The 22,675-nt window shown below is 60.7% G+C and carries 20 protein-coding genes; 4 read left to right on the top strand and 16 right to left on the bottom strand.

All coding sequences use genetic code 11. From position 1 onward, the window contains the following. Window positions 1-5: 5 nt before the first annotated feature. The gene (locus tag ACQY6C_RS07130; protein ID WP_427966766.1) at window positions 6-2,186 is read right to left on the bottom strand and encodes a ComEC/Rec2 family competence protein; all 2,181 of its coding nucleotides are present in this window, start codon (window positions 2,184-2,186) and stop codon (window positions 6-8) included. Window positions 2,187-2,214: 28 nt separating this feature from the next. Between ACQY6C_RS07130 and gltX the strand changes: the two genes are divergently transcribed. From gltX to ACQY6C_RS07115, 3 genes are read left to right on the top strand one after another with little or no spacing between them, the layout of a single operon-like run. Beyond that, the gene (gltX, locus tag ACQY6C_RS07125) at window positions 2,215-3,648 is read left to right on the top strand and encodes a glutamate--tRNA ligase (protein ID WP_427966763.1); all 1,434 of its coding nucleotides are present in this window, start codon (window positions 2,215-2,217) and stop codon (window positions 3,646-3,648) included. 30 nt (window positions 3,649-3,678) lie between these two features. Continuing rightward, window positions 3,679-4,965 carry a citrate synthase gene (locus tag ACQY6C_RS07120; protein ID WP_427966760.1) on the top strand — a complete coding sequence of 429 codons (1,287 nt, stop codon included), beginning with the start codon at window positions 3,679-3,681 and terminating at the stop codon, window positions 4,963-4,965. Between the two features lie 15 nt (window positions 4,966-4,980). After that, window positions 4,981-5,190, top strand: coding sequence for a hypothetical protein (locus ACQY6C_RS07115; RefSeq protein WP_427966757.1), 210 nt, complete (start codon window positions 4,981-4,983; stop codon window positions 5,188-5,190). A 29-nt stretch (window positions 5,191-5,219) separates the two neighbouring features. Here the strand turns inward: ACQY6C_RS07115 and ACQY6C_RS07110 are convergent, their stop codons facing one another. From ACQY6C_RS07110 to ACQY6C_RS07095, 4 genes are all read right to left on the bottom strand, one after another. Further along, window positions 5,220-6,605: a sensor histidine kinase gene (locus tag ACQY6C_RS07110; protein WP_427966754.1), complete on the bottom strand. Its 1,386-nt coding sequence runs from the start codon at window positions 6,603-6,605 to the stop codon at window positions 5,220-5,222. A gap of 5 nt (window positions 6,606-6,610) precedes the next feature. Next, on the bottom strand, window positions 6,611-7,573 hold the full coding sequence (locus ACQY6C_RS07105; protein WP_427966751.1) for a hypothetical protein: 963 nt from the start codon (window positions 7,571-7,573) through the stop codon (window positions 6,611-6,613). Between the two features lie 23 nt (window positions 7,574-7,596). Beyond that, the gene (locus tag ACQY6C_RS07100) at window positions 7,597-8,769 is read right to left on the bottom strand and encodes a hypothetical protein (protein ID WP_427966748.1); all 1,173 of its coding nucleotides are present in this window, start codon (window positions 8,767-8,769) and stop codon (window positions 7,597-7,599) included. A gap of 93 nt (window positions 8,770-8,862) precedes the next feature. Next, the gene (locus tag ACQY6C_RS07095; protein ID WP_427966745.1) at window positions 8,863-9,165 is read right to left on the bottom strand and encodes an Hpt domain-containing protein; all 303 of its coding nucleotides are present in this window, start codon (window positions 9,163-9,165) and stop codon (window positions 8,863-8,865) included. Between the two features lie 70 nt (window positions 9,166-9,235). On the opposite strand from ACQY6C_RS07095, the gene ACQY6C_RS07090 reads away from it, so the two are divergent. After that, a complete protein-coding gene (locus ACQY6C_RS07090; RefSeq protein ID WP_427966742.1) occupies window positions 9,236-11,857 on the top strand; it encodes an ATPase in 2,622 nt (873 codons plus the stop codon). Here ACQY6C_RS07090 and ACQY6C_RS07085 read toward each other — a convergent pair. The 11 genes from ACQY6C_RS07085 to ACQY6C_RS07035 form a co-directional block, all read right to left on the bottom strand. Further along, window positions 11,854-12,138 carry a DUF1467 family protein gene (locus ACQY6C_RS07085; RefSeq protein WP_427966739.1) on the bottom strand — a complete coding sequence of 95 codons (285 nt, stop codon included), beginning with the start codon at window positions 12,136-12,138 and terminating at the stop codon, window positions 11,854-11,856. The two genes, ACQY6C_RS07090 and ACQY6C_RS07085, sit on opposite strands and share 4 nt — an antisense overlap. After that, window positions 12,138-13,793, bottom strand: coding sequence for a ribonuclease J (locus ACQY6C_RS07080; protein ID WP_427966736.1), 1,656 nt, complete (start codon window positions 13,791-13,793; stop codon window positions 12,138-12,140). Before ACQY6C_RS07080 ends, ACQY6C_RS07085 begins: the two co-directional genes overlap by 1 nt. Before the next feature lie 14 nt (window positions 13,794-13,807). Continuing rightward, window positions 13,808-14,584: a type III pantothenate kinase gene (locus tag ACQY6C_RS07075; protein ID WP_427966733.1), complete on the bottom strand. Its 777-nt coding sequence runs from the start codon at window positions 14,582-14,584 to the stop codon at window positions 13,808-13,810. Between the two features lie 10 nt (window positions 14,585-14,594). Next, window positions 14,595-15,305, bottom strand: a complete 711-nt coding sequence (locus ACQY6C_RS07070) for a biotin--[acetyl-CoA-carboxylase] ligase (protein ID WP_427966731.1) — start codon at window positions 15,303-15,305, stop codon at window positions 14,595-14,597. 25 nt (window positions 15,306-15,330) lie between these two features. Beyond that, on the bottom strand, window positions 15,331-16,794 hold the full coding sequence (gene nuoN, locus ACQY6C_RS07065) for an NADH-quinone oxidoreductase subunit NuoN (protein WP_427966729.1): 1,464 nt from the start codon (window positions 16,792-16,794) through the stop codon (window positions 15,331-15,333). Beyond that, window positions 16,794-18,380, bottom strand: a complete 1,587-nt coding sequence (locus ACQY6C_RS07060) for an NADH-quinone oxidoreductase subunit M (RefSeq protein WP_427966985.1) — start codon at window positions 18,378-18,380, stop codon at window positions 16,794-16,796. The genes nuoN and ACQY6C_RS07060 overlap by 1 nt, the downstream gene beginning before the upstream one ends. Continuing rightward, a complete protein-coding gene (gene nuoL, locus ACQY6C_RS07055; protein WP_427966726.1) occupies window positions 18,380-20,371 on the bottom strand; it encodes an NADH-quinone oxidoreductase subunit L in 1,992 nt (663 codons plus the stop codon). Before nuoL ends, ACQY6C_RS07060 begins: the two co-directional genes overlap by 1 nt. Window positions 20,372-20,377: 6 nt before the next feature. Then, entirely contained in the window at window positions 20,378-20,683 is a 306-nt protein-coding gene (nuoK, locus tag ACQY6C_RS07050; RefSeq protein ID WP_427966723.1) for an NADH-quinone oxidoreductase subunit NuoK, read from the bottom strand. Then, the gene (locus ACQY6C_RS07045) at window positions 20,680-21,303 is read right to left on the bottom strand and encodes an NADH-quinone oxidoreductase subunit J (protein WP_427966720.1); all 624 of its coding nucleotides are present in this window, start codon (window positions 21,301-21,303) and stop codon (window positions 20,680-20,682) included. Before ACQY6C_RS07045 ends, nuoK begins: the two co-directional genes overlap by 4 nt. Before the next feature lie 12 nt (window positions 21,304-21,315). Beyond that, window positions 21,316-21,801 carry an NADH-quinone oxidoreductase subunit NuoI gene (gene nuoI / locus ACQY6C_RS07040; RefSeq protein ID WP_427966718.1) on the bottom strand — a complete coding sequence of 162 codons (486 nt, stop codon included), beginning with the start codon at window positions 21,799-21,801 and terminating at the stop codon, window positions 21,316-21,318. Then, the coding region (locus ACQY6C_RS07035; RefSeq protein WP_427966715.1) for a complex I subunit 1/NuoH family protein at window positions 21,798-22,675 on the bottom strand (878 nt) is incomplete at its 5' end. The genes nuoI and ACQY6C_RS07035, both read right to left, overlap by 4 nt.

Genomic DNA, 22,675 nt, shown 5'->3' with positions numbered 1-22,675 from the left:
AAGCACTAGTCTTCCCCGCGCCACCAGCCATGCTCACCCTGTGCCGACGCGACCGTATGGATTTCATGCTTCTCCAGCACGATGGCGAGTCCGCCGGTGCGTTCCAGCAAATCCCTGTCTGCCTTGAGCCATCGCGGACGGCATGAGGATGGCAGCCAGCGGTCGGCAATCACGATGTCGGACCGTTCGCATGCAGCGGCCAGGGCGCGCTCTTCGACCCTGATCTTGTTGCGTGCCATCAAAACGGTCCATCTGCGTCCACCACGCTCTATTCCCAGAATGCAAAATTCAGGGCTGCAATGCGCGCCGGGCCAATCCTCGATCATGATCGGATCACCCTCGACACCTGCCAATTCGAGCAGATTCTCGCTGGCGTAGTTCGAACGGCTTTCGCGAAGTGATACCAGACGCTCTCCATCCATGGTGATGCCCACATGCCGCCCATCGCCGGAAATGAGGACATCCGGAACTGGCGTCATCAGCAGCATAATTGTGGCAATAGCGGCAGGAACCAGGCTCAACAGCCTGCGCCGCCCCCGCCACAGAGCGAGCCACAAACCGCTTCCGATGAACAAGGCGAAGGTGAGCCCGCTCATCTGCGGCATCAGCTTGACCGCGCCAGGCTGTGCGGCAGTGAAATGCGCGATGGCCAGCAGCAGTTCGAGCGACTTGCCCACCAGCCACCATATTGGCGCTCCGATTCCGACAGTGTCGAGCAGTAGCGCCAGAGCGACCAGTGGCATGGAAACGAATGTGACGAGCGGGATCGCGACGACATTCGCCAGCGCGCCGTAGACACCTGCCCGGTGGAAGTGGAACAGCACAATCGGCATCAGCGCGATTTCGATCACCAATCCCGTGACGAGCAGCATTGTCCCGCGCCTTACAAGCCAGCCTGCCCAGCCCTCGTCATGCGGCTCCAGAAAGGTGCGAACAGGCCCCGAATTGTGCAAGGCGACGATAGCGAGAACGGCAGCGAAGCTCATCTGGAAGCTCGGCCCGATGAGCGATTCGGGCCACAGCAGCAGCACACAGAAGGCAGCAACTGCCACCATTCGCAGCGATAATGCCTCGCGTCCGAGCGCCAGCGCTCCCAGGACCAGCAGCGCAGCGATGCAACTTCGCACAGTCGGCACTTCCGATCCGGTCAGCAGCGTGTATCCGATCCCCGCCAGCGCCCCGCCAACTGCCGCCACCACCGGCAGTCTGACGCGCAGGGCAAGTGCCGGCCACAGCGCCAGCAGCTTGAGCGAGAGCAGATAGGCAGCGGCGATAACGGCGCTCACATGCAGCCCACTGATTGAAAGCAGGTGGGTCAGCCCTGCATCGCGCATTGCGTCATCGTCCGCCTCGCTGATCCCGCCGCGATCGCCGCTGGCGAAGGCTGCCGCAATGGTACCGGGCGACCCGCTCAACTTGTTGCGGACGTGGAGCGAAAGCGCCCGTTGCACTTTAGCAAGCCACCCCTGCCTGTGTTCTGCCGGGCGCACGACTTCGATATCGCCGATCATACCTCCAGTGGCGGAAAGACCCTGGAACCATGCTGCACGGGCAAAATTATAGGCTCCCGGCAGCATTGGTGGCGCCGGGGGCATCAATCGCGCGCGCAACCGGATGATGGCTCCTTCGGCGATCGCATCGTTCGCATGCTCCAAGGGCACGTTGACGCGGACCTTTTGTGCCTTGCCTGCCTCGGCATCTCGAATCGCAAGCGTCAGGCGGATCCGGTCGAGAGCAGGCTGGTCGTCACGGTCGAGGACGTAACCCTGGAGTGGAACCACCATGGGCCGCTCGATCGGTTCTGCGCCGACCGTTTCGGATCTCAGCCATATGACCGCGACACCTGCTGCAAACAGCAGCCCTGCTGATACGGCTGCCATGCGCAGATGGTTTTGCGCGAATCCACTGCTCCCCAATGAAGCGCCTGCAAGCGCGACGAGCAAGCCTGCACCGATCGCCATGCCCCATTGCCAGGGTGCGGCAAGCACGAACCAGGCGGCAATTCCCAGGGCAAATCCCACCACCATCCACGGTGCACGGTCGAATCCCGCCTGGTCGAGGAATTGTTCGATTGCGCTCGCCGCACTGGACAAGCGAGCGCCAGTGCGCCAAGTGCGCTGCACTGCAGCATCGCCGGTCCCGGCGTTGCCCCCTGCGGGTCCCACTGGCGCGTGACGTGTCGCCATGGGGTTATTGGAAAGGATTGAAGGACTTATGGCAAGCGAAAGCGGCCCAATCGGTGGCACAATCGTCACCCGATTTGCGCCCTCGCCTACCGGATTCCTGCACATTGGCGGCGCGCGTACCGCGCTGTTCAACTGGCTGTTTGCGCGCCATAACGGCGGCAAAGCCCTGCTGAGAATCGAAGATACGGACCGCAAACGGTCGACTCAGGAAGCGATCGACGCAATCATCGACGGGCTCGACTGGCTTGGCCTCGATTTTGACGAGGATCCTGTCTTCCAGACGGAACGCGGTTCGCGCCACGTCGAGGTGGCGGAGAAGCTTCTCGCGGCCGGACATGCCTATAAGTGCTTCGCCACGCCCGAGGAACTCGAGGAAATGCGCGCCGCACAGCGCGCTGCCAAACAGCCGCTGCGCTATGACGGTCGTTGGCGGCACCGCGATCCTTCGGAAGCGCCGCTGGGTGCGCCCTTCGTCGTCCGGCTCAAGGCGCCCGATGATGGTGAAACCACGATTGAGGATCAGGTTCAGGGCAAGGTCACCGTTCGCAATGCGGAACTCGACGATTACATCATCCTGCGCGCGGATGGCACGCCAACATACATGTTGGCGGTTGTGGTCGACGATCACGACATGGGTGTGACACATGTGATCCGCGGCGACGATCACTTGAACAATGCCTTCCGGCAACTTCCGATCTACCGCGCAATGGACCAGATCGAAGGCAATTGGCCCGATCCGATCTATGCCCATATCCCGCTGATTCACGGCAGCGATGGCGCCAAGCTATCGAAGCGACATGGCGCACTTGGAGTGGAAGCCTATCGCGACGAAATGGGCATCCTTCCAGAGGCGCTGTTCAACTATTTGCTCAGGCTTGGTTGGGGACATGGCGACCGAGAGGAAATTACTCGCGATGAGGCAATTGCGTTGTTCGGTCTCGACCATGTCGGAAAGAGCCCTTCGCGCTTCGACCTGAAGAAGCTCGAAAACCTCAACGGTCATTACATCCGCGAAGCGGACGATGCCCGCCTGGCAGGGCTTGTCGCCCCGCGCATGGCAGGCGAAGTGGATGTCGGCTTGCTGGCTCAGGCCATGCCTGTGCTCAAGACGCGTGCCCGCAACATGGACGAATTGGCGGAAGGAGCGGCCTTCCTGTTCAAGCAAAGGCCGCTGGAACTGACCGAGAAGGCTGCAAATCTTCTGACAGACGATGCGAGGCAGCTGCTCGGGGTGATTTCGGCGCGCTTGAAGGCCGAAAATCACTGGACAATCGAGGCACTCGAAGCCACTACGAAAGCAATCGCCGAGGAACTGGAACTGGGCCTCGGTAAGCTCGCGCAACCCATGCGCGCAGCCCTTACCGGGACGACGACCTCGCCTGGTATTTTCGATGTTCTGGTCCTGCTGGGACGAGATGAGGCGCTTGCTCGGCTAGACGCGCAAGCTGCGACTGCGGGCTGAGCGCAAGCAACAGGTTTAAGGAGACGAACTTTGGCGGATAAGCAGGCGAAGCTGGAACTGGGCGGTCAGTCCTATGATTTCCCAATCCTTGAAGGCAGCACCGGCCCCGATGTGGTCGATATCCGGAAGCTGTACGGCCAGACTGGCGCTTTCACCTTCGATCCGGGTTACAAATCCACCGCCTCCTGCGAAAGCGCGCTGACCTATATCGACGGAAACGAAGGTGTCCTGTTGCACCGCGGCTATCCGATCGGGCAGCTGGCGGAGCATTCAAGCTTCATGGAAGTCAGCTATCTGCTGCTGAACGGCGAGCTGCCTTCAAAGGACGAGCTGGACGACTTCACCTATACGATCACACGGCACACCATGCTGCATGACCAGATGCGGCAGTTCTATCAGGGTTTCCGCCGCGATGCCCACCCGATGGCGGTGATGTGCGGCGTGGTTGGCGCGCTTTCCGCTTTCTACCATGACAGCACCGATATTTCCGATCCGCATCATCGCAAGATTTCCAGTCACCGACTGATTGCCAAGATGCCGACCATCGCGGCCTGGGCTTACAAATATGCGATCGGGCAGCCTTTCATGCAGCCGGATAACTCCCTTAGCTACACCGGCAATTTCCTGCGCATGACTTTCGGTGTGCCGGCCGAGGAATATGAGATCGTACCCGAGGTCGAGCGGGCGCTTGATCGCATCTTCATCCTTCACGCCGACCACGAACAGAACGCGTCCACCAGCACGGTACGCCTGGCCGGGTCGTCAGGTGCCAATCCTTTCGCCTGCATGTCGGCGGGTATCGCCTGCCTGTGGGGCCCGGCGCACGGCGGTGCCAATGAAGCTGCGCTCAACATGCTGCGCGAGATCGGTACGCCCGACAAGATTCCGCACTATATCGAGCGCGCGAAGGACAAGAACGATCCGTTCCGCCTGATGGGCTTCGGACATCGCGTCTACAAGAACTACGATCCTCGTGCGACGGTTATGCAAAAGACCGTGCGCGAAGTGTTCGAGGCGCTGAAGGTCAAGGATCCGGTGTTCGAGACTGCCCTGCAGCTTGAGGAAATCGCTCTCAACGACGACTACTTCAAGGAAAAGAAGCTGTTCCCGAATGTCGATTTCTATTCCGGCATCATTCTTTCCGCGATCGGTTTCCCGACCACCATGTTCACCGCGCTGTTCGCCCTTGCCCGCACCGTGGGCTGGGTTGCGCAGTGGAATGAGATGATCTCCGATCCCGGCCAGGTCATCGGTCGCCCGCGCCAGCTTTACACCGGCCCGACGCAGCGCGATTACGTGCCGGTCGACAAGCGCTAGGCGGAGGATTTCCCGATGGGACGCAAGATCCTGAGATTTGCGATGCAGGTCGTCGGGGTCGCATTGGTCCTCTCGGGTGGACTTTGGGCGCTGCAGGGTTTGGGCATCGTCATGTGGCCGGCTGAAAGCTTCATGCTGGCAGACAGGTCATGGGCGGTTTACGGTTCCATTACCGCGGCAATCGGCGCGCTGCTTTTCTGGCTAGCACGCAAAATCACGAATTAGGGGAATGGGGCCATGCGGCCCCGCCCCAATCAGGCAGCGGGTAAGGTAAGCGTGAAGCTCGCGCCCTTATCCGGCTCGCTTTCGAGCGTGAGCGTGCCCCGCATCGCTTCCGCAAGGCGGCGCGAAATATAGAGCCCCAGCCCGGAGCCGCCGTCACCGGCACGGCCAAGTCGTTCGAATTTGGCGAATACGCGTTCCTGCTGTTCTGCAGTCATGCCGGGACCCTGGTCGCGAATGACCAGTCCAGCCTCATCCTTGCCGCCATGGACCAGTTCGATCGAAACCTCGCTGCCGGATGGCGAATAATTGATCGCATTTCCTATCAGGTTCAGCAGGATTTGCAGGACACGGCGAAACTCGCCGATGGCCACGGTTCCTCCGCCACTTTCGGGCAGGTTCAACGTGATAGACTTGTCCTGCGCCTTGACCCCTAGAATGCCCGCAGCGCGCCGGGCGGCGTCACCCAGATCGATCCGTTCCTTCGCGACCGAGAAGTCGTCTGCTTCCACAACTTCGAGATCGGCCAGATCGTCCAGCAGTGCCGAGAGGTGCTCGCCGGCGCTCGCTATGTCTCCGGCGTATTCGCTGTATTCCTTGCGCAATGGGCCGGCAAGCCGTGCGCGGATCGTTTCGGCATTGGCGATGATCCGCTTGATCGGCTGGCGAAGGGCCGGTGTCAGGGCCTCCCCGATCAGCCTGGCATGGGTTGCATCGTCAGCATCGTCTTCTTGGCCTGAACTGATGGGCAGCGGTCGATCGGCGACAAACAGGAGCTCGAAACCAGGTGGATTGCCGCTTGTGTCGCTTCCTGTCGGAAGCAGGCGGACGGTCCAGTTGCGCTCCGAGCCGGCGATCCGGCAATGCGCCCCATCGAGCAGGCGCCAATGGAGCGGTTGTCGGTGCTCGATACCAATCAGTTCGACATAATCGGTCCAGATCTTGCCCGGATCAGAGCGGATTTTCCGGAAAAGCAATTGCAGGTCTTCTGCCGCGCTTTCGACCGCCTTGACGTGTTGGCTGGAGTCTAGCCTGGCCACAAGTTCGGCAGTGCTGCGGTCAATCGCGTCGATCCTCGCAAGAGCTTCGCGTTCGTCCATTCCTGACGCGGATTCGCGCTGCCAATTATCGATCAGCAATTCGCAGACGGCACCGTCTTCTTCACCGCTCAACGGATTGATTCGCACGAATGCGGTGACATTGCCTTGCCCGTCGAAGGCGGAAAACTCGCGCGCCATGCGCAGGCCCATCTGGCGGCCTTGGCGCACCAGCTCGAGCAGTTCGGGAATGGCGATCAGGCCGGGAATTTCTCCCCCGCAGCGCTCTTGCAGCTCCGCCAATGGTTGATCGGCGCTAAGCAAATGATCCTGCGCATCGGTGAGCCCGCGCGCGGCCAGGATGGAATCTTGGCTCGCCATTTGGCCTATTGCTCCGGACCGAAGGATGAGCAGCCCAGCAAATCTGCCGCTTCGGCCTGGCCGATCTGGTCAAAACCCTCGGGAAAGGGAAAGTCAGGTTGGATCAGCAGCAATTGCTGCGCAATTTCTTCGGGCTTTGCTCCTGCAGCGCGAAGGCCAAGCGCCAGCCGCGTTAGCTGGCTGGGATGGCATGACAGGACTACCAGCTCGCGCGGCTGCTTCGACAGGCTCGCGAGCGCGCTGGCAAACAGCGCGAGCCCGGCATGTTCGACCAGCAAACCCGCATGTGCGCCGCTCTTGAGCTTGGCGACAAGGCGAGTGAGCAGGCCCAATCTGCCCGCGCTCTCGTCATATTCGGCGCGTAGCAAGGCTTCTGCCTGCGCCATTGCTGCGGCGTCTGCATTACGGGAGATCGCCTTCCAGGCCTTGAGCGCCTCGTGAAATATTTCCGCAGGCAGTTCGGCCAATGGCAGTCCCATCCGGCGATGCGCCTGGATCCAGCGTGCCTGTGCGGTCATCGCAGCCATGGCCAGCTCCGCTACACTCTCGTCATCCGAAGCAATCAGTTCCTGCATCAGAGGCGAGAGCACCTGGTCTGACACACCGCGTCGCTCGAGTTCTTCTGACAGCGCACCTTCGATCGCAGCCGCAAAGCAATGGCTCAAGACCGCACTGTTTGCGGCAAGGCCAATGGCGAGCCTTTCGCAGGCTTCGTCGCTCTCCACTGGGTCCGGTTGAAGGGAGGATGCGCGCCCTTGGGCGTCGAGTAGCTGGCCGGCACAATCGCTCAGCATTCCGCGAAGATGTGCGACGATGCTGTCGCTTATCAACGAATGCCCCGATCCGGCTAGCAGATGACCAAGAACAGGCGGAATCGATCCCAGGGCCCGATCGCCCCGCGCCAGCTCGCGGCGCAATTGCGCCCCGGCCTGCGTATCGCCTGTCTTGTCCATCACACTTTCGCTCATCGTACGCACATAGCGCAGCGTGGTTAATTGCGCGTTATTGGCGTTCTATCGCGCCAGATCAGACAAAAACCGAGGGCAATCAGCACAATCAGCGCCATGGCCTGCGACGTCACGCCGAACCATGCCGCCGGAGCGAGCAATGCGGCGAGCATGATTCTGTCGTTCCACAGCGCGCGCAAGGAACCCGATACGAGCCTTTCGGACAGTCTAAGCATTCCCACCATCACCAGCGGCAGGAACAGCCGCTCAGCGAGTGTGAAAGGAACAGCAGGCAGGGTCAGCGTTGCGATGGCAGAAATATCGAACAAACCATTGGATATTTGCGTGAAACGGCGCTGGGCCGGCTTACCGAATAAGCGCGAGCGAATGTCACGCAAGCCCTGCCCGCAAGCGAGCGAAAAGGCGCCCAATCCCAGCAACAGGATCGCCCAGAAGGATTGCTCGAATGCTGCCAGCCCTATCGCTGCAGTGCTCGCCAATGCGCTGAGGCCCAGCGCGGCCATCGGCCCTTTCTCAAGCGCGCCCGGCGCAAGCTTGCGTGACAGCCGCTGGGCCAATGCATTCCCGGGGCCGATCCAGGGAGCAGAGCTTGCGCCGCGATTGAGCAGTGCATTCTCGCGCGCAACCAGCTTTTCCGGTGCATCCGCCAGCATCAGGTCTGCGCTATCCAACCGCTCCTTGTCGATGGGGATGACCGGCGTCCCGGCTTGCAACGCGAGACGCAGCAGCAGAGCGATCGTATCACTATCGGGAGGCATTTCAGCCAGTTTCTCGGCGATATTGGCACGGGTTATAAGAAGGCCTGCCCAGGCATATTCCGCGTCGATCCGCTCGAAGCCGGCTGCGATTCCAGCCTGTGCGGGCAGTGCCGCCACACCTCTTCGATCGGCGAAGCTCGACGTGGCCAATGCCCTGTCGATCACCAGCCCATCTGCAATGGCGACCAGTTCCTGATCGGCCGAAACGAGCCCTACCAATTGCAAGGGGCCACGAATGAGGTTGAATTGAAGACCGTCCGCTTCTGCACTGCGCTGCAGATCGATCAGCTCAGGGCCTGTGCCTTCACAGATGCAGATGATCCTCTCGCAACCCAGCTCGCGCGCCAGATCGAACTGCCAGGCGATCACCTGCCGTCCGCCGAGATTCTGGAACGCCTGGACTTCGCCAGTCGGCGTTCGCTCTGTCGCTGATAGCAATGCAGTCCGCAAAACGGCGTATCCCCGCTGTTGGTGGGGGATTTTCTAGGATGAAGCAGGGGGCGCTGCCAAGCGGCGAACGCGCCTGGAGTGTCAATTTGCCGCGAATTTGTCGATTACGGCTTCGATCTTGCGGACCACGGTGGGTTCACCGGGTGCGCAAACCAGTGCTTCCTCGGCCAGATCACTCAACTCACCCGCATGGAAGCTGGCTGCAAGACCCTTCAAACGCATCGCAGCGACCACCCAATTGCCGTCGCAACGGGCTCGCTTGAGCAGGTCGAGTTGACGCCGGGCGCTTTCGACGAAGGCAAGGCGCAACTCGGCCATCAGCGCGGCATCGTCGCCTGCTGCGGCTGCCAGAGTCATGTCGAGAGCGCCACTTTCAAAAGCCATAACGGTGGCAATATGCCACACAAGGTTAAAGCGGGGTTTAACCTAACGAGAAATGCGCTAGAATCGCTCGATGACCGGAGGATCTCATATTCGGGCTGTCGGCCCCGAAGCCGCGCAGGATGCGCCCTCTCAACCAACTGATAGTCCGGAAGATGATTCGCTCACTCTGGGCGAGGAATGGGCCGAGGATTGGGAAGGTGAAGATCTTCAGCCTCGGGCGCGCTGGCAATGGTTGTTGCCGTCAATGGCCCTTCTTGCGGCTGCGGGGTGGACCGCCTTCTATGTTTGGGCATTCCGGGGCGAAATTCTGGCAGGCGGAACGCTGCAGCAATGGACGGGCTGGATCGTCAACTGGACCGTGCCGCTGTTGCTGATCGCCAGCCTGTGGCTGCTGGCTATGCGCAACAGCCGTCGAGAAGCATCGCGATTCGCCGATACTGCAGCTCTGCTCTCGCGAGAGGCGGCGGAGCTTGAAACCAGGCTTGGTGTGGTCAATCGTGAACTGAGCCTCGCGCGTGAGTTCCTCGGCTCCCAATCGCGCGAGCTTGAATCGCTCGGGCGCGTTGCCAGTGAACGTCTTTCGAACCATGCCGAAGAACTGAGCGGTCTCATCTTCAGTAATGGATCGCAGATCGATTCGATCGCAAGTGTCAGTGATACTGCGCTCATCAATATGCAGAAATTGCGTGACGACCTGCCGGTCATTGCCAATTCGGCCCGCGACGTTTCCAACCAGGTCGGCAATGCCGGGCGGACGGCGCATGACCAATTGGGCAAGCTGATCGCGGGCTTCCAGCGCCTCAATGAATTCGGACAGGCCAGCGAAAAGCAGGTCCAGTCGCTTTCGGGCAGAATCAAGGCGTCGCTCGATACGTTCGAGAACCAGCTTGATGGACTCGACGGACTGGCTAGCCAACGTTTTGAGACGCTCAAGGAGAAGAGCGAGGAGTTCCGCGCCGATCTGAACAGCCGCGAAGTCGATGCGCTGGCCGCCATGCGCCACCGTGCGGATGAGCTGCGCGCCGGCATTGCCGCCATGCGCAGCGAATTGGCGCAGGAAGAGGAACGTAATTTCGAAGCATTGCAGGCGCGGATTGCGAACTTGAGCGCGGATAGTGATGCGCTTTCAGCCAAGCTGCGCGAAGCCGACCAGGCTGCCTTTGCAGCGATGGGTGCGGCGAAGGATCGACTGCACCGTGAGATCGGCGAAGTCGTTGCCAATCTGGACGAGCTCGATGCGAAGGCCTTCGAGACTGCGCAGCAACGAATTGCGGCGCTCAAGGAAGAGGCGGGCCGGTTCGATGGCTTGCTCGAGGCGCGAGACGTCAAGTTCAACGAAGAGATCGCGCGCAGGCAGGATGCCTTCGACACGCGCGAATCGCAGGCAACCGAAGTGTTGGCACAGCGCCTGGCTGAACTGGACGAGAACCTTGCGGAACGCCGCGAAGCACAATTGGCCGAAACCGAAAGCCTGGTTGCGCATGGTGAAGCGCTGGCGGGTAAGGTGCAGGAACTAAGCTCGCTGTTCGAAAACATTTCAGCGCAGGCAGAAAGTGCAGAGCAGCGCATTGCCAACGGATTGAGCGGGCTTTCCGGCAAGGCCAATGAAAGCTACAGCACGCTTGAGGCCACTGGCGCGACGATCGCTTCCCTGACCGAAGCAAGCATTCGACTGCTGGAGATCATTCAATCGGGCGCGCGCCAGAGCCGCGAAGACCTGCCTCAGGCCATCGAAACCGCGTCTGCCGCGCTCAGCGGTGTAGAGAACCGGGCGATGATGTTGCGCAGTTCGATGGAGGAAACCGGCCAGCACGGTTCCGCACTATCCGACTATGTGCTTGAAACGCAGGGACGGATCGATGCCGCGGGCAATTCGATCGAACAATTGTCCGCGCGTCTCGATCAGCACACCGAAGGCAGCCTGGCACGAATTGAAACCATCCGCGAGAGCCTCAACCGCCTGGGACAGGAAAGCGAGAGGTTGGCGATCCATTCGCGTGAAGAATTGCAGAAGGCAATCGAAGATCTTGTCTCAGCGGCACGTCACGCCTTCGACATGATCGATAGCGGAGCCGAAGAGGCAGTGGGCAAGGCAGCCGAACGCATCGGTGGGCTTGCCGGCGAAGCGATCGAGCGCTCGATCCGATCCGAAGGCGACGAAGCTATCGGAAGGTTGGAGCAGGCCGCTGCCAATGCCTCCGGCGTCGGGCGCGATGCAGCTATTCAATTGCGTGACCAACTTGCCAAGGTCAACGAGCTGGCGGGGAACCTTGAGCTGCGCGTCAATCGCGCCCGCGAACTTGCTGAAGAACAGGTCGACAATGACTTCTCACGCCGCATGGGACTCATCACTGATAGTCTGAACTCAAACGCGATCGATATCGCCAAGGCGTTTTCGCAAGAGATTACCGACACTGCCTGGGCCTCTTATCTAAAAGGCGATCGCGGGATATTCACTCGCCGGGCCGTGCGGCTGATCGACAATGCCGAAGCGCGCGAGATTGCGGAACTTTACGAGACCGATGACATTTTCCGCGAACATGTCAGCCGTTATATTCACGATTTCGAGGGAATGCTGCGCTCGCTGTTATCCACGCGTGATGGCAATGCGCTCAGCGTTACGGTACTCGGTTCGGACATGGGCAAGCTCTATGTCGCGCTGGCTCAGGCGATCGAGCGCTTCCGGAATTAGCTTCCGCGCCGCGAGGGCAATGTTCCAATGAAATCGAAGTCGTCAACTTCGACCCAACCATTGTTGTAATTGAGGACGAAGAGTGCGGTGATGACCGCCGCAATCACACTCGCGCGAAGGGCCAGCCGCCCGGGACGAAAATTGGCGGGCGCACTATCGGCCTGACCGGGAGTCTTTTCGACACCCATCTCTTCATGTGTCCGCACCCCGAATGGCAAAGATACGAAGGCAACCAGCACCCAGATCAGGAAATAGATTGCCAGGATCGAGGTCCATTGCATCAGCTTCCCCCCGCAAGCGAGATTACGCGCACCTGCGGTCGCTTGCCGCACCAGCGTTGAGCGGCACGGCGTGCGGCCAGGCGCGCTGCCTCCTCGATATCGTCACGATCGCGCGCAGCCCTGCCCTTGAGTGCTTTTACCGCAGCTACGACGTCACCCGCGGCCTCTTCCAGGAACTCGGGCATGTCTTCATCGAGCGGGATGCCAATTGCTTCAATCGTCGGGCGCAGTTTCTCGTCGAGCACCACGAAAATAACGCCGTCACGCGCCAGCCTGCGCCGCATGGTGATCGCTTCGCCATCGGCCGGAGCGATGATATCGCCATCAAGTACAAGGCGCCCTGCCCTCACCTCCGCCAGCTTGCCGGGTTCGCCGGGCGCTATGCGAACGATGTCGCCATTTGCCTGTACGACGGTACGGGGAATGTCACGGCTGCGGCCCAAACGGCCCTGCTCCTGCATGTGCCGCATCTCGCCATGAACAGGAACGAGTAGCTGCGGGCGGAGCCATCCATAGAGTGCTTCAAGCTCAGGTCGACCGGGGTGACCGGAAACGTGAATCTCGCTCTGACGGTCGGTCACCATTGTGATGCCTCGCGCCGCAAGCTGGTTCTGGACCCGGCCTATCGAAATCTCGTTACCGGGAATCTGGCGGCTGGAAAACAGGACGACGTCGCCGCTGACCAGATCGATCGGGTGCGAACTGTCGGCAATGCGAGCCAGCGCGGCGCGCGGTTCGCCCTGTCCGCCGGTGGCAACGACCAGTACCTCGCCGCGTGGCAGCGCCATGGCCGTGTCGAAGTCTACCGGATCGGGGAAATCGGCGAGATAGCCGGTGTCCTGCGCAACGGCGATGATCCGTTCGAGCGAGCGCCCCGCAACGCATAGCTTGCGCCCGGTCTCGCGTGCCACATCGCCTAATGTCTGCAGCCGGGCCACATTGGATGCGAAGGTAGTGACCAGCACACGCTTGCCGCTGTGCTTGGCAACTTCCTCCATCAGCCCGCGATGGACAGCGCCTTCGGAGCCGCTGGGATTGGGATTGAATACATTGGTGCTGTCGCAGACCAGCGCCAGAACGCCCTCATCGCCGATCGCAACCAGCTCTTCTTCCGTGGTCGGCTCGCCAATGATCGGTTCTTCGTCGAGCTTCCAGTCGCCCGTGTGGAACACGCGTCCATGCGGCGTGTCGATCAGCAGCGCATTTCCTTCGGCAATCGAGTGCGCCAACGGGATATATGTCACCGTGAAGGGTCCGAGCTCGATCTTGCCGTGATCTTCCTCGATCACATTGAGTACGATCTCGCTGGTCAGCTCGGCTTCTTCCAGCTTGCGCAGGACCAGATCGGCGGTGAACGGTGTGGCATAGAGCGGCACGCCCAGTTCCGCCGCGAAATAGGGTACCGCGCCGATATGATCCTCATGCGCATGGGTCAGCACGATTCCGAGCAGATCGTCAGCGCGTTCTTCTATGAAATCGAGATCGGCGAAAACCAGGTCGACGCCGGGATACTCATTGCCTGAGAAAGTCATCCCCAGATCGACCATCAACCATTTGCCGTTACAGCCGTAGAGATTGACGTTCATGCCGATTTCGCCCGAGCCACCTAGCGCCAGGAACAGCAATTCGTCTTCGGGAGTGAAGTCTTTTTTCATTCAGTTGTTCTCGGTCAGGCTGACACGTTTTCCGCCAGGATGGCCAGGCCTTCCAGCGTCAGATCTGCATCGACCGCGTCGAACATGTCGGTGTGTTCATCGAACATGATCGCCAGGCCGCCGGTCGCGATCACCTTTGCCGGGCGCCCGATCTCCGCCTTCATGCGTGCAATCAGCCCTTCGATCATCGCGACATAGCCCCAATAGACGCCGATCAGCATCTGGTCTTCCGTATTGCGGCCGATCACGCTGTCATTCGCCGGGTGCTTGATCGCGATCCGAGGCAGCTTGGCGGTGTTGTTGACCAGCGCATCGAGCGAAAGATTGATACCGGGAGCGATGATCCCACCTTTGTAAGCGCCGTTGAAATCGACCGAATCGAAGGTTGTGGCCGTGCCGAAATCGACCACGATCAAATCGCCTTCGTATTTCTCGTGCGCGGCGATGGTGTTGAGCGCACGATCCGCGCCGAGCGAATTCGGTTCTTCCACATCCACCGCAATGCCCCAGTCTGCCGGTGCCTGCCCTGCGATCAGCGGGGTCACTCTGAAATATTTCTCGGCCAGAACAGTCAGATTGTGGATCGCGCGCGGGACCACCGATCCGACGATGATCTGGGTAATGTCTTTCTTGGCGAAGCCTTCGATATCGAGAAGGTGGATTAGCCAGACGGCGTATTCGTCGCCCGTCCTGCGTGGATCTGTGGCGATGCGCCAGCGCGCCTTGATTTCGCGCCCTTCAAACAGAGCGAAGACCACATTGGTGTTTCCGACATCGGCGGCAAGCAGCATGGCTGATCCTTCAGGCGAGCACTACGTCGCCCGCGTGGATGGCACGGACAGAGCCATCTTCCAAGCGCAGGCGCATATTTCCGTGTGCATCCAGCCCTGCGAACCCGCCTGAGGAAACGGTCCCATCGGGCTCGTGGACGCTCACCCTTGTCCCTTCGGGCGTTCCCGCTGCTGTCCAGCGGCGGATGAGCGGTTCGAGGCCGAACGTGCGCCAGCGTTCGACTTCGCGGTCGAAGGACGTGACAAGGCGCTGCGCGAAATCCTCGGCATTCGGGCTTGCCGTGACATCGCTCAGGGCCACGGTCTCGCGATCAGGCAGGTCCGGCGCAATGGCGAGGTTCACACCGATTCCGATCACAATCGCGTTCTGCTCCGCCTCCAGCAGGATCCCGCACAGCTTTGCTCCGCCCAGCAGCACATCGTTGGGCCATTTGAGGCGCAAGGCAGAGGGGTCCGGGCAGAACGGCAGCACCGCTTCATAAACTGCGAGTCCCGCAACCAGAGCCAGCGTCGGTGCCGGGGGATCGCTCTCGACACGGTGGATGACGGTCGAGCCCATGAAATTGCCGGCGCCGTCAAACCACTCGCGGCCCTGGCGCCCTTTCCCGGCCGTCTGACGCTGTGCGACGAGCCAGTGCAATTCTGGCACACGCTCGCCCGCCCTGAGGCGCGCAAGCAGGTCTGCATTGGTGGAGCCGGTTGTTGAGACGGTCTCGATCAAGGTTCGCCCACGGCCCGCTGTCGCATCACATGCCCAGGAACAGTGTGCTGGCCGCCTTGTCTGCCAGATCGACCAGCGAAGGCGTGAGCAGGTAACCGAGCGGCGATACGATCGCGGCGCAGATCAGCAGTACGGCCCAATGTCCGGCTTCGCTCTTGCCCGTCACGACATTCGCAGGCTCGTCAAAGAACATCACTTTCACGAACTTGATGTAATAGAACGCACCGATCACACTGGCGGCAATGGCGATCGCGCCCAGCGCGACGAGCCCTGCATCGACGGTCGCCTGGAACACCACGAACTTGCCGTAGAAGCCCAGCAGCGGCGGGATACCCGCCAGGCTGAACATCAGCAGCAGCAGGCACCACGCGAGCAGTGGACGGGTCATCGAAAGGCCGCTGATATCCGCAAACGTCTCGTAGAGATTGCCTTCATCGTCACGCAGCATCAGCAGTGCAGTGAAGCTACCCAGCGACATTGCGACATAGATGAACAGATAGACCAGCATCGCGCTTGCGCCGTCAGCAGTGGCAACCGCCAGGCCGAGCAGAATGAAGCCGACATTGTTGATCGAGCTATAGGCAAGCAGCCGCTTGAGGTTCTCTTGCCCAATGGCGCCAAGCGCACCGATGATGATCGAGAGCAGCGATGCGGCGATCACAATCTGGCGCCAGGCGTCCGCCTGGCCGCCAAACACTTCCAGCGCAACGCGCGCGGTGAGCGCCATCGCTGCAACCTTGGGTGCGGTGGAGAACAGCGTCGTCACCGGCGTTGGCGCGCCCTGATAGACGTCCGGCGTCCACATGTGGAACGGAGCGGCGGAAATCTTGAATGCCAGACCGGCGAGCACGAAGACGATCCCGAACAGTGCGCCCATGCCCAGATCGCCGCTCAGCGCGCCCTGCATCGCGGCAAAACCGGTGGTGCCGGTGAAACCGTAAAGCAGGCTGATGCCGTAGAGCAGGATGCCCGACGCCAGTGCGCCGAGGACGAAATATTTGAGGCCCGCTTCGGCCGATTTGCGATCGTTGCGCAGGAATGCCGCGAGGACATATGACGCCAGACTGTTGAGCTCCAGCCCGACATAGAGCGTCAGGAAGTCGCCTGCCGATACCATGATGCTCATGCCAAGCGCCGCAAACAGTACCAGGACCGGATATTCCGCACGCATCGCGTTCAGGCGTGTGAAATAGGCGGGCGAGACCATCAGCGCACCGATCGAAGCGAGATAGATTAACGCCTTGGCGAATGCAGCAAAGGCATCGGCCCGGAAGAGATCGCCGAAAGCCGCTGCATCGGCACCCATTGTGCCGCTATGAAGTGCCGGGATGATCTGCAGCCCAGCCCCGAACAATGCCGTCGCGGCCAGAATGCTGATCGGGCGAGCGAGCTTGTCGCCACCCCATGCCGCGACCAGTACGAGCATCAGGCCGGCCAGGCCAAGCGTGATTTCCGGCGCAATCAGAGCAAGGGAGGTTGCGTAGTCCATTAGTGACCTCCCTCCGCTTCACCGTGGCCGGGAGTTTCTCCTTGGCCTTCTCCAGCCTCTTCGCCATGAGCGATCTCATTGGCAAAGTGGCCGGTCGGCTCGCCTATTGCGAGCTGACTGTCTCCAGCAGGAGCGGCGCGTGCCACGCGCGCATCCAGCGCGGCGATATCGGCCCGCATCGGGGCGAGGAAGCTCTCCGGATAGACGCCCATCCAAAGCACAGCCGCCGCGATCGGAGCGAGCATCGCCCATTCGCGCGCATTGAGGTCAGGCATGGCGGCGGCGTCGGCGTGCTTTTGCTCGCCAAATGCCACGCGGCGATAGAGATAAAGCATGTAGGCAGCGCCCAGAATGATACCGGTGGTGAGGATCAGAGTCGTGAAGGTCGAGACCTGATATGCCCCGGCAAGGCTGAGGAACTCGGCGACGAAGCCGCTGGTACCAGGCAGGCCGATGCTCGCCATTGTGAAGAGCATGAAGAACAGCGCATATTTGGGCATGTTGATCGAGAGGCCGCCGTAACGGTCGATCTCCCGCGTATGCAGCCGGTCGTAGATCACGCCCACGCAGAGGAACAGCGCGCCCGAGACAAGCCCGTGGCTCAGCATCATCATCATCGCACCTTCAAGGCCCTGTACGTTGAAGGCAAACAGGCCCGCCGTCACGATCGCCATATGCGCGACCGAGGAATAGGCGATCAGCTTCTTCATGTCGTGCTGGACCAGAGCGATCAGGCTGGTGAGCACCACCGCCAGCATGGACAGCGCGAAGATCAGCCAGGTGAAATCTGCGGAAGCTTCGGGGAACATCGGCAGGCTGAAACGGATGAAGCCATAGCCGCCCATCTTCAACAACACGCCGGCCAGGATAACCGAACCTGCCGTGGGTGCCTGCACGTGGGCATCGGGCAGCCAGGTGTGAACCGGCCACATCGGCATTTTCACCGCGAAGCTGGCGAAGAAGGCCAGCCACAGCCATTTCTGCGCTCCGACCGGGAAATCATACTGCATCAGCGTGGGTATGTCGGTCGTGCCCGCAGTTCCGACCATCCAGAACATGGCGATCAGCATCAGCACCGAGCCGAGCAGTGTGTAGAGGAAGAATTTATAGCTCGCGTAAATGCGGTTTGCCCCGCCCCACACACCGATGATCAGATACATCGGGATCAAGCCGGCTTCGAAGAAGATGTAGAACAGGTAGAGGTCCTGCGCTGCAAACACGCCGATCATCAGCGTTTCCATGATCAGGAACGCGGCCATGTACTCACCGACGCGATGCTTGATCGAGTCCAGGCTGGCGAGGATGCAGATCGGCATCAGGAAGACCGACAGCGCGATCAGCATCAAAGCAATACCGTCGATGCCCAGCGCATAGCTGAAGCCCGAAAACAGTTCCGCCCGCTCGACGAACTGCCATTGCGGCCCGCCGATCTCGTAATTGGCCCAGAGCACAATGCCGAGCGCCAGATTGACCAGCGTTGCCGCCAAAGCCGCAATGCGCGCGGCGCTTGCATCGAGGAAGAAACATGCAATGCCCGCGAAGAGCGGGACGGCAAGCATCAGCGAAAGGATGGGAAACCCGTCCATCAGAAAAGCACCCATGTTATCGCTGCGACAAGCCCGATGAGCATGATCAGCGCATAGCTATAGAGATATCCGGACTGGACCTTCTTCGCGGCAACGGCGCCCTGTGCGACCACCCAGGCCGCGCCGTTGGGGCCGAAGCGGTCGATGATGCCCACGTCCCCGCGCTGCCAGAACTGGCGGCCGAGCCAGAAGGCAGGCTTTACGAAGACGATGTTGTAGAGTTCGTCGAAATACCACTTGTTGTAAACGAAGCGGTGGACTGCGCTGAACTGCGCAACGAACTTGGCCGGGATCGAGGTGTTCTTGATGTAGGCCCACCACGCGGTCACGAAGCCCAGGGCCATGACGATGAAGGCAGCATATTTCACAAGGACCGGGACAGCGTGCATCTTGTGGATCAATGCTTCGTTGTAGAAGATCGACCCGGCCCAGAAGCTCGCGTCGTCCAGGAAGGACGGCGCAAAGATCTGCCCCGCCGCGATCGCACCCAGCGACAGCACGCCCAGCGGGATCAGCATCGAATAGGGGCTTTCATGCGGATGGTAGCCGCCGGTGGTGTCCTCGCCTGCCTGGGCCGGGGTCTTGTGTACCGAATGCTGGATATGCTCGCTTTCGATCCAGCGCGGCTTGCCAAAGAAGGTCAGGAAGACAAGTCGCCAGCTGTAAAAGCTGGTCAGCAATGCAGCGAATACGCCCATCCAGAAGGCGAATGTTGCCATGTCTGTGCCACGCGCAAATGCGGCTTCGATTATCGCGTCTTTTGACCAGAAACCGGCAAAGCCAGCATGTAGGTCGTAAATACCAAGACCGGTGATCGCCAGCGTACCCGCCGTCATCGCCCAGAAGGTCAGCGGGATATGCTTACGCAGGCCGCCGTAATAGCGCATGTCCTGTTCGTGATGCATCGCATGGATGACCGAACCTGCGCCGAGGAACAGCAGCGCCTTGAAGAAGGCGTGCGTGAAGAGGTGGAACATGGCCGCGCCATAGGCACCGACGCCCGCCGCGAAGAACATGTAGCCGAGCTGCGAACAGGTCGAATAGGCAATCACCCGCTTGATGTCCCACTGCGTGGTTCCGATCGTCGCGGCGAAGAAGCAGGTTGCGGCCCCCACGAAGGTCACCACGCCCAGCGCAATCGGTGCCGTTTCGAACATGGGCGACAGGCGGCAGACCATGAACACGCCTGCGGTCACCATGGTCGCGGCGTGGATCAGCGCGGAAACGGGCGTCGGGCCCTCCATCGCGTCCGGCAGCCAGGTATGGAGCCCCAGCTGAGCTGACTTGCCCATCGCGCCGATGAACAGCAGGATGCAGAGAACATCCATTGTCGGCAGGCGGTATCCCAGGAAGCCGATGGTCGCGCCGGTCATGCCGGGTGCGGCAGCCAGAATCTCGGGGATCGAAGTCGTCTGGAAAACCAGATAGGTGCCGAAGATACCGAGCATGAAGCCAAGGTCGCCCACGCGGTTGACCTCGAAGGCCTTGATCGCAGCGGCATTGGCGCTCGGCTTCCTGAACCAGAAACCGATCAGCAGATATGATGCGAGGCCGACGCCTTCCCAACCGAAGAACATCTGGACGAGATTGTCGGCTGTCACCAGCATCAGCATGGCGAAGGTGAACAGGCTGAGATAGGCGAAGAAGCGCGGCTGATCCGGGTCTTCCTCCATATAGCCCCAGCTATATAGGTGTACGAGCGCGGAAACGGTGGTGATCACCACCAGCATGACAGCCGTCAGCGCATCGACACGCAGGGCCCAGTCGAATGTCAGCGTGCCCGAATGGACCCATTGCAGCACCGGCACAACGCTCGCTTCGGCATTGCCGCCGATAAAACTCAGGAAGATAGGCCAGCTCAGCCCGCAGGAGATGAACAGCGCGCCGGTCGTCATCGATTTGACCACCGTGTTGCCAAGCGCTCGATTGCCGAGCCCGCCGACAATAGCCGCGAGCAGGGGCAGGAAGACGATGAAGAGGATCCACTGCACTGGTGCTTACCCCTTCATCCGATGCGCATCGTCAACCGCGATAGTGCCGCGGTTGCGGAAGTAGATCACCAGGATCGCAAGCCCGATCGCAGCCTCACCTGCGGCAACTGTCAGCACCAGCATGGCGAAGACCTGCCCCACCAGATCGCCCATAAAGGCACTGAAAGCGACCAGATTGATGTTCACCGCCAGCAGGATCAGCTCGATCGCCATCAGGATCACGATCACATTCTTGCGGTTGAGGAAAATGCCGAGCACGCCCAGCACGAACAGGGCCGCGCTGACGATGACGTAATGTTCGATGCCAATCACAGCTCGACCCCCTTACCGACTTCCGGCTGCTTCATCACGGTTGCCTCTTCAGGACGACGGCTGACTTGCTTGCTGATCTTCTGGTGTCCGCGCGCGCCGCCTGGCCTACGGCGATGCGTCAGCACGATGGCGCCGATCATCGCGACCAGCAGTATGATGCCGGCGACTTCGAACAGCAGCACATATTTGCCGTAAAGCAGCGCGCCGATGGCTTCGAGATTGCTTTCACCCATCGGGGTGGCCGAGGTGCCATCCGGCGTGCCGAGCTTAAGCCCGCCCGCGTTCCAGGCGAGGATACCCATCAGCATTTCCGCCAGCAGCACCAGCGCAACCGCCAGGCCGAGCGGGAAGTTCTTCACGAATCCGGCGCGCAGTTCTGCGAAATCGATGTCCAGCATCATCACCACGAACAGGAACAGCACCGCGACTGCGCCGACGTAAACGATCACCAGCAGCATCGCAATGAACTCTGCGCCGAGTAGCACCATCAACCCCGCTGCGTTGAAAAAAGCGAGGATCAGCCACAGCACCGAATGCACCGGATTGCGCGACATGATGACCATCACGGCGCTGGCGATCAGCAGAATTGCAAACAGATAGAAGGCGATTGCCTGGATCATTGTCGCGGCCCCCTATCGATACGGCGCATCGGCTTCAAGGTTCGCAGCGATTGCCCGCTCCCACTTGTCCCCGTTCGCCAGTAGCTTCGCCTTGTCGTAAAGCAGTTCTTCGCGCGTTTCGGTCGCATATTCGAAGTTCGGCCCTTCGACGATTGCATCCACCGGGCAGGCTTCCTGGCAGAAGCCGCAATAGATGCATTTGGTCATGTCTATGTCATAGCGCGTGGTGCGGCGGCTGCCGTCCTCGCGCGGTTCCGCCTCGATGGTGATTGCCTGCGCCGGGCAGACCGCCTCGCACAGCTTGCAGGCGATGCAGCGCTCCTCGCCATTGGGATAGCGGCGCAAGGCATGTTCGCCGCGGAAACGCGGGCTGAGCGGGTTCTTCTCGAACGGATAGTTGATCGTCACCTTGGGCTTGAAGAAATACTTCAGCGTGAGGGCATGCGCCTTCACGAACTCCCACAGGGTGAACGATTTGATCAGGTGCGCGACGGTCATGCGGTCGCTCCAAAGTGTCCGGTGGCCATCAGGTAGCCGGAAATGACGCAGACGAAGATCAGGCTCATCGGCAGGAACACCTTCCAGCCGAGCCGCATCAGCTGGTCGTAGCGATAGCGCGGCACGGTCGCCATGACCCAGCTGAACATGAAGAAGAAGAACACGATCTTGGCGAAGAGCCAGATGATGCCCGGCACGTAGTAAAGCGGCGCCCAATCCACGGGCGGCAGCCAGCCACCCCAGAACAGCAGCGCGTTGAGCGTGCACATCAGCAGGATGTTGGCATATTCGCCGAGCCAGAACAGCGCGAAGCTCATCGAGCTATATTCGGTCTGGTAGCCGGCAACGAGTTCGCTTTCAGCCTCGGTCAGGTCGAACGGGACGCGCTGCGTCTCCGCCAGCGAGCTGATGAAGAACACCACCCACATCGGGAACAGCAGCACATTGAACCAGTATCCGTTGACTACGCCCAGCCCATGGCCGCGCTGCGCCTCGACGATGTCTGAGAGGTTGAACGTCCCCGCCCACAGCACCACGCAGATCAGGATGAAGCCGATCGAGACTTCGTAGCTGATCATCTGCGCGGCGGCGCGCATGGCGGAGAAGAACGGGTATTTCGAGTTACTCGCCCACCCGCTCATCACCACGCCGTAAACCGAGAGCGAGCTGATCGCGAGGATGTAGAGCAGGCCAACATTGATATCCGCCAGCACCACGCCCGCATCGAAGGGGATCACCGCCCACGCAGCCAGCGCCACGGTGAAGGTCACGATCGGCGCAAGCAGGAAGATGCCCTTGTTTGCCGCGCTGGGAATGATGGTTTCCTGCAGGAAGACCTTGAGACCGTCCGCAAAGCTCTGCAGCAGGCCGAACG

The organism is Altererythrobacter sp. (genome assembly GCF_050299635.1).
In the GTDB taxonomy this organism is placed as follows: Bacteria; Pseudomonadota; Alphaproteobacteria; order Sphingomonadales; family Sphingomonadaceae; genus Erythrobacter.
Note: the sequence above shows the minus strand (reverse complement) of the source record. Positions and strands in the feature narration are given on the sequence as shown.

What these genes read in the sequence shown, in the direction of transcription:
- ACQY6C_RS07110 (WP_427966754.1), bottom strand. Translation starts at nt 6,605, where the DNA reads ATGGCGAGCCAAGATTCCATCCTGGCCGCGCGCGGGCTCACCGATGCG.
- nuoI (WP_427966718.1), bottom strand. Translation starts at nt 21,801, where the DNA reads ATGACCGTCGCGCACCTGATCAAATCGTTCACCCTGTGGGAGTTCGTG.
- gltX (WP_427966763.1), top strand. Translation starts at nt 2,215, where the DNA reads ATGGCAAGCGAAAGCGGCCCAATCGGTGGCACAATCGTCACCCGATTT.
- ACQY6C_RS07115 (WP_427966757.1), top strand. Translation starts at nt 4,981, where the DNA reads ATGGGACGCAAGATCCTGAGATTTGCGATGCAGGTCGTCGGGGTCGCA.
- ACQY6C_RS07090 (WP_427966742.1), top strand. Translation starts at nt 9,236, where the DNA reads ATGACCGGAGGATCTCATATTCGGGCTGTCGGCCCCGAAGCCGCGCAG.
- ACQY6C_RS07085 (WP_427966739.1), bottom strand. Translation starts at nt 12,138, where the DNA reads ATGCAATGGACCTCGATCCTGGCAATCTATTTCCTGATCTGGGTGCTG.
- ACQY6C_RS07060 (WP_427966985.1), bottom strand. Translation starts at nt 18,380, where the DNA reads ATGGACGGGTTTCCCATCCTTTCGCTGATGCTTGCCGTCCCGCTCTTC.
- ACQY6C_RS07130 (WP_427966766.1), bottom strand. Translation starts at nt 2,186, where the DNA reads ATGGCGACACGTCACGCGCCAGTGGGACCCGCAGGGGGCAACGCCGGG.
- ACQY6C_RS07075 (WP_427966733.1), bottom strand. Translation starts at nt 14,584, where the DNA reads ATGCTGCTTGCCGCCGATGTCGGAAACACCAATGTGGTCTTCGCTCTG.
- ACQY6C_RS07045 (WP_427966720.1), bottom strand. Translation starts at nt 21,303, where the DNA reads ATGATCCAGGCAATCGCCTTCTATCTGTTTGCAATTCTGCTGATCGCC.
- ACQY6C_RS07080 (WP_427966736.1), bottom strand. Translation starts at nt 13,793, where the DNA reads ATGAAAAAAGACTTCACTCCCGAAGACGAATTGCTGTTCCTGGCGCTA.
- nuoN (WP_427966729.1), bottom strand. Translation starts at nt 16,794, where the DNA reads ATGGACTACGCAACCTCCCTTGCTCTGATTGCGCCGGAAATCACGCTT.
- ACQY6C_RS07095 (WP_427966745.1), bottom strand. Translation starts at nt 9,165, where the DNA reads ATGGCTTTTGAAAGTGGCGCTCTCGACATGACTCTGGCAGCCGCAGCA.
- ACQY6C_RS07105 (WP_427966751.1), bottom strand. Translation starts at nt 7,573, where the DNA reads ATGAGCGAAAGTGTGATGGACAAGACAGGCGATACGCAGGCCGGGGCG.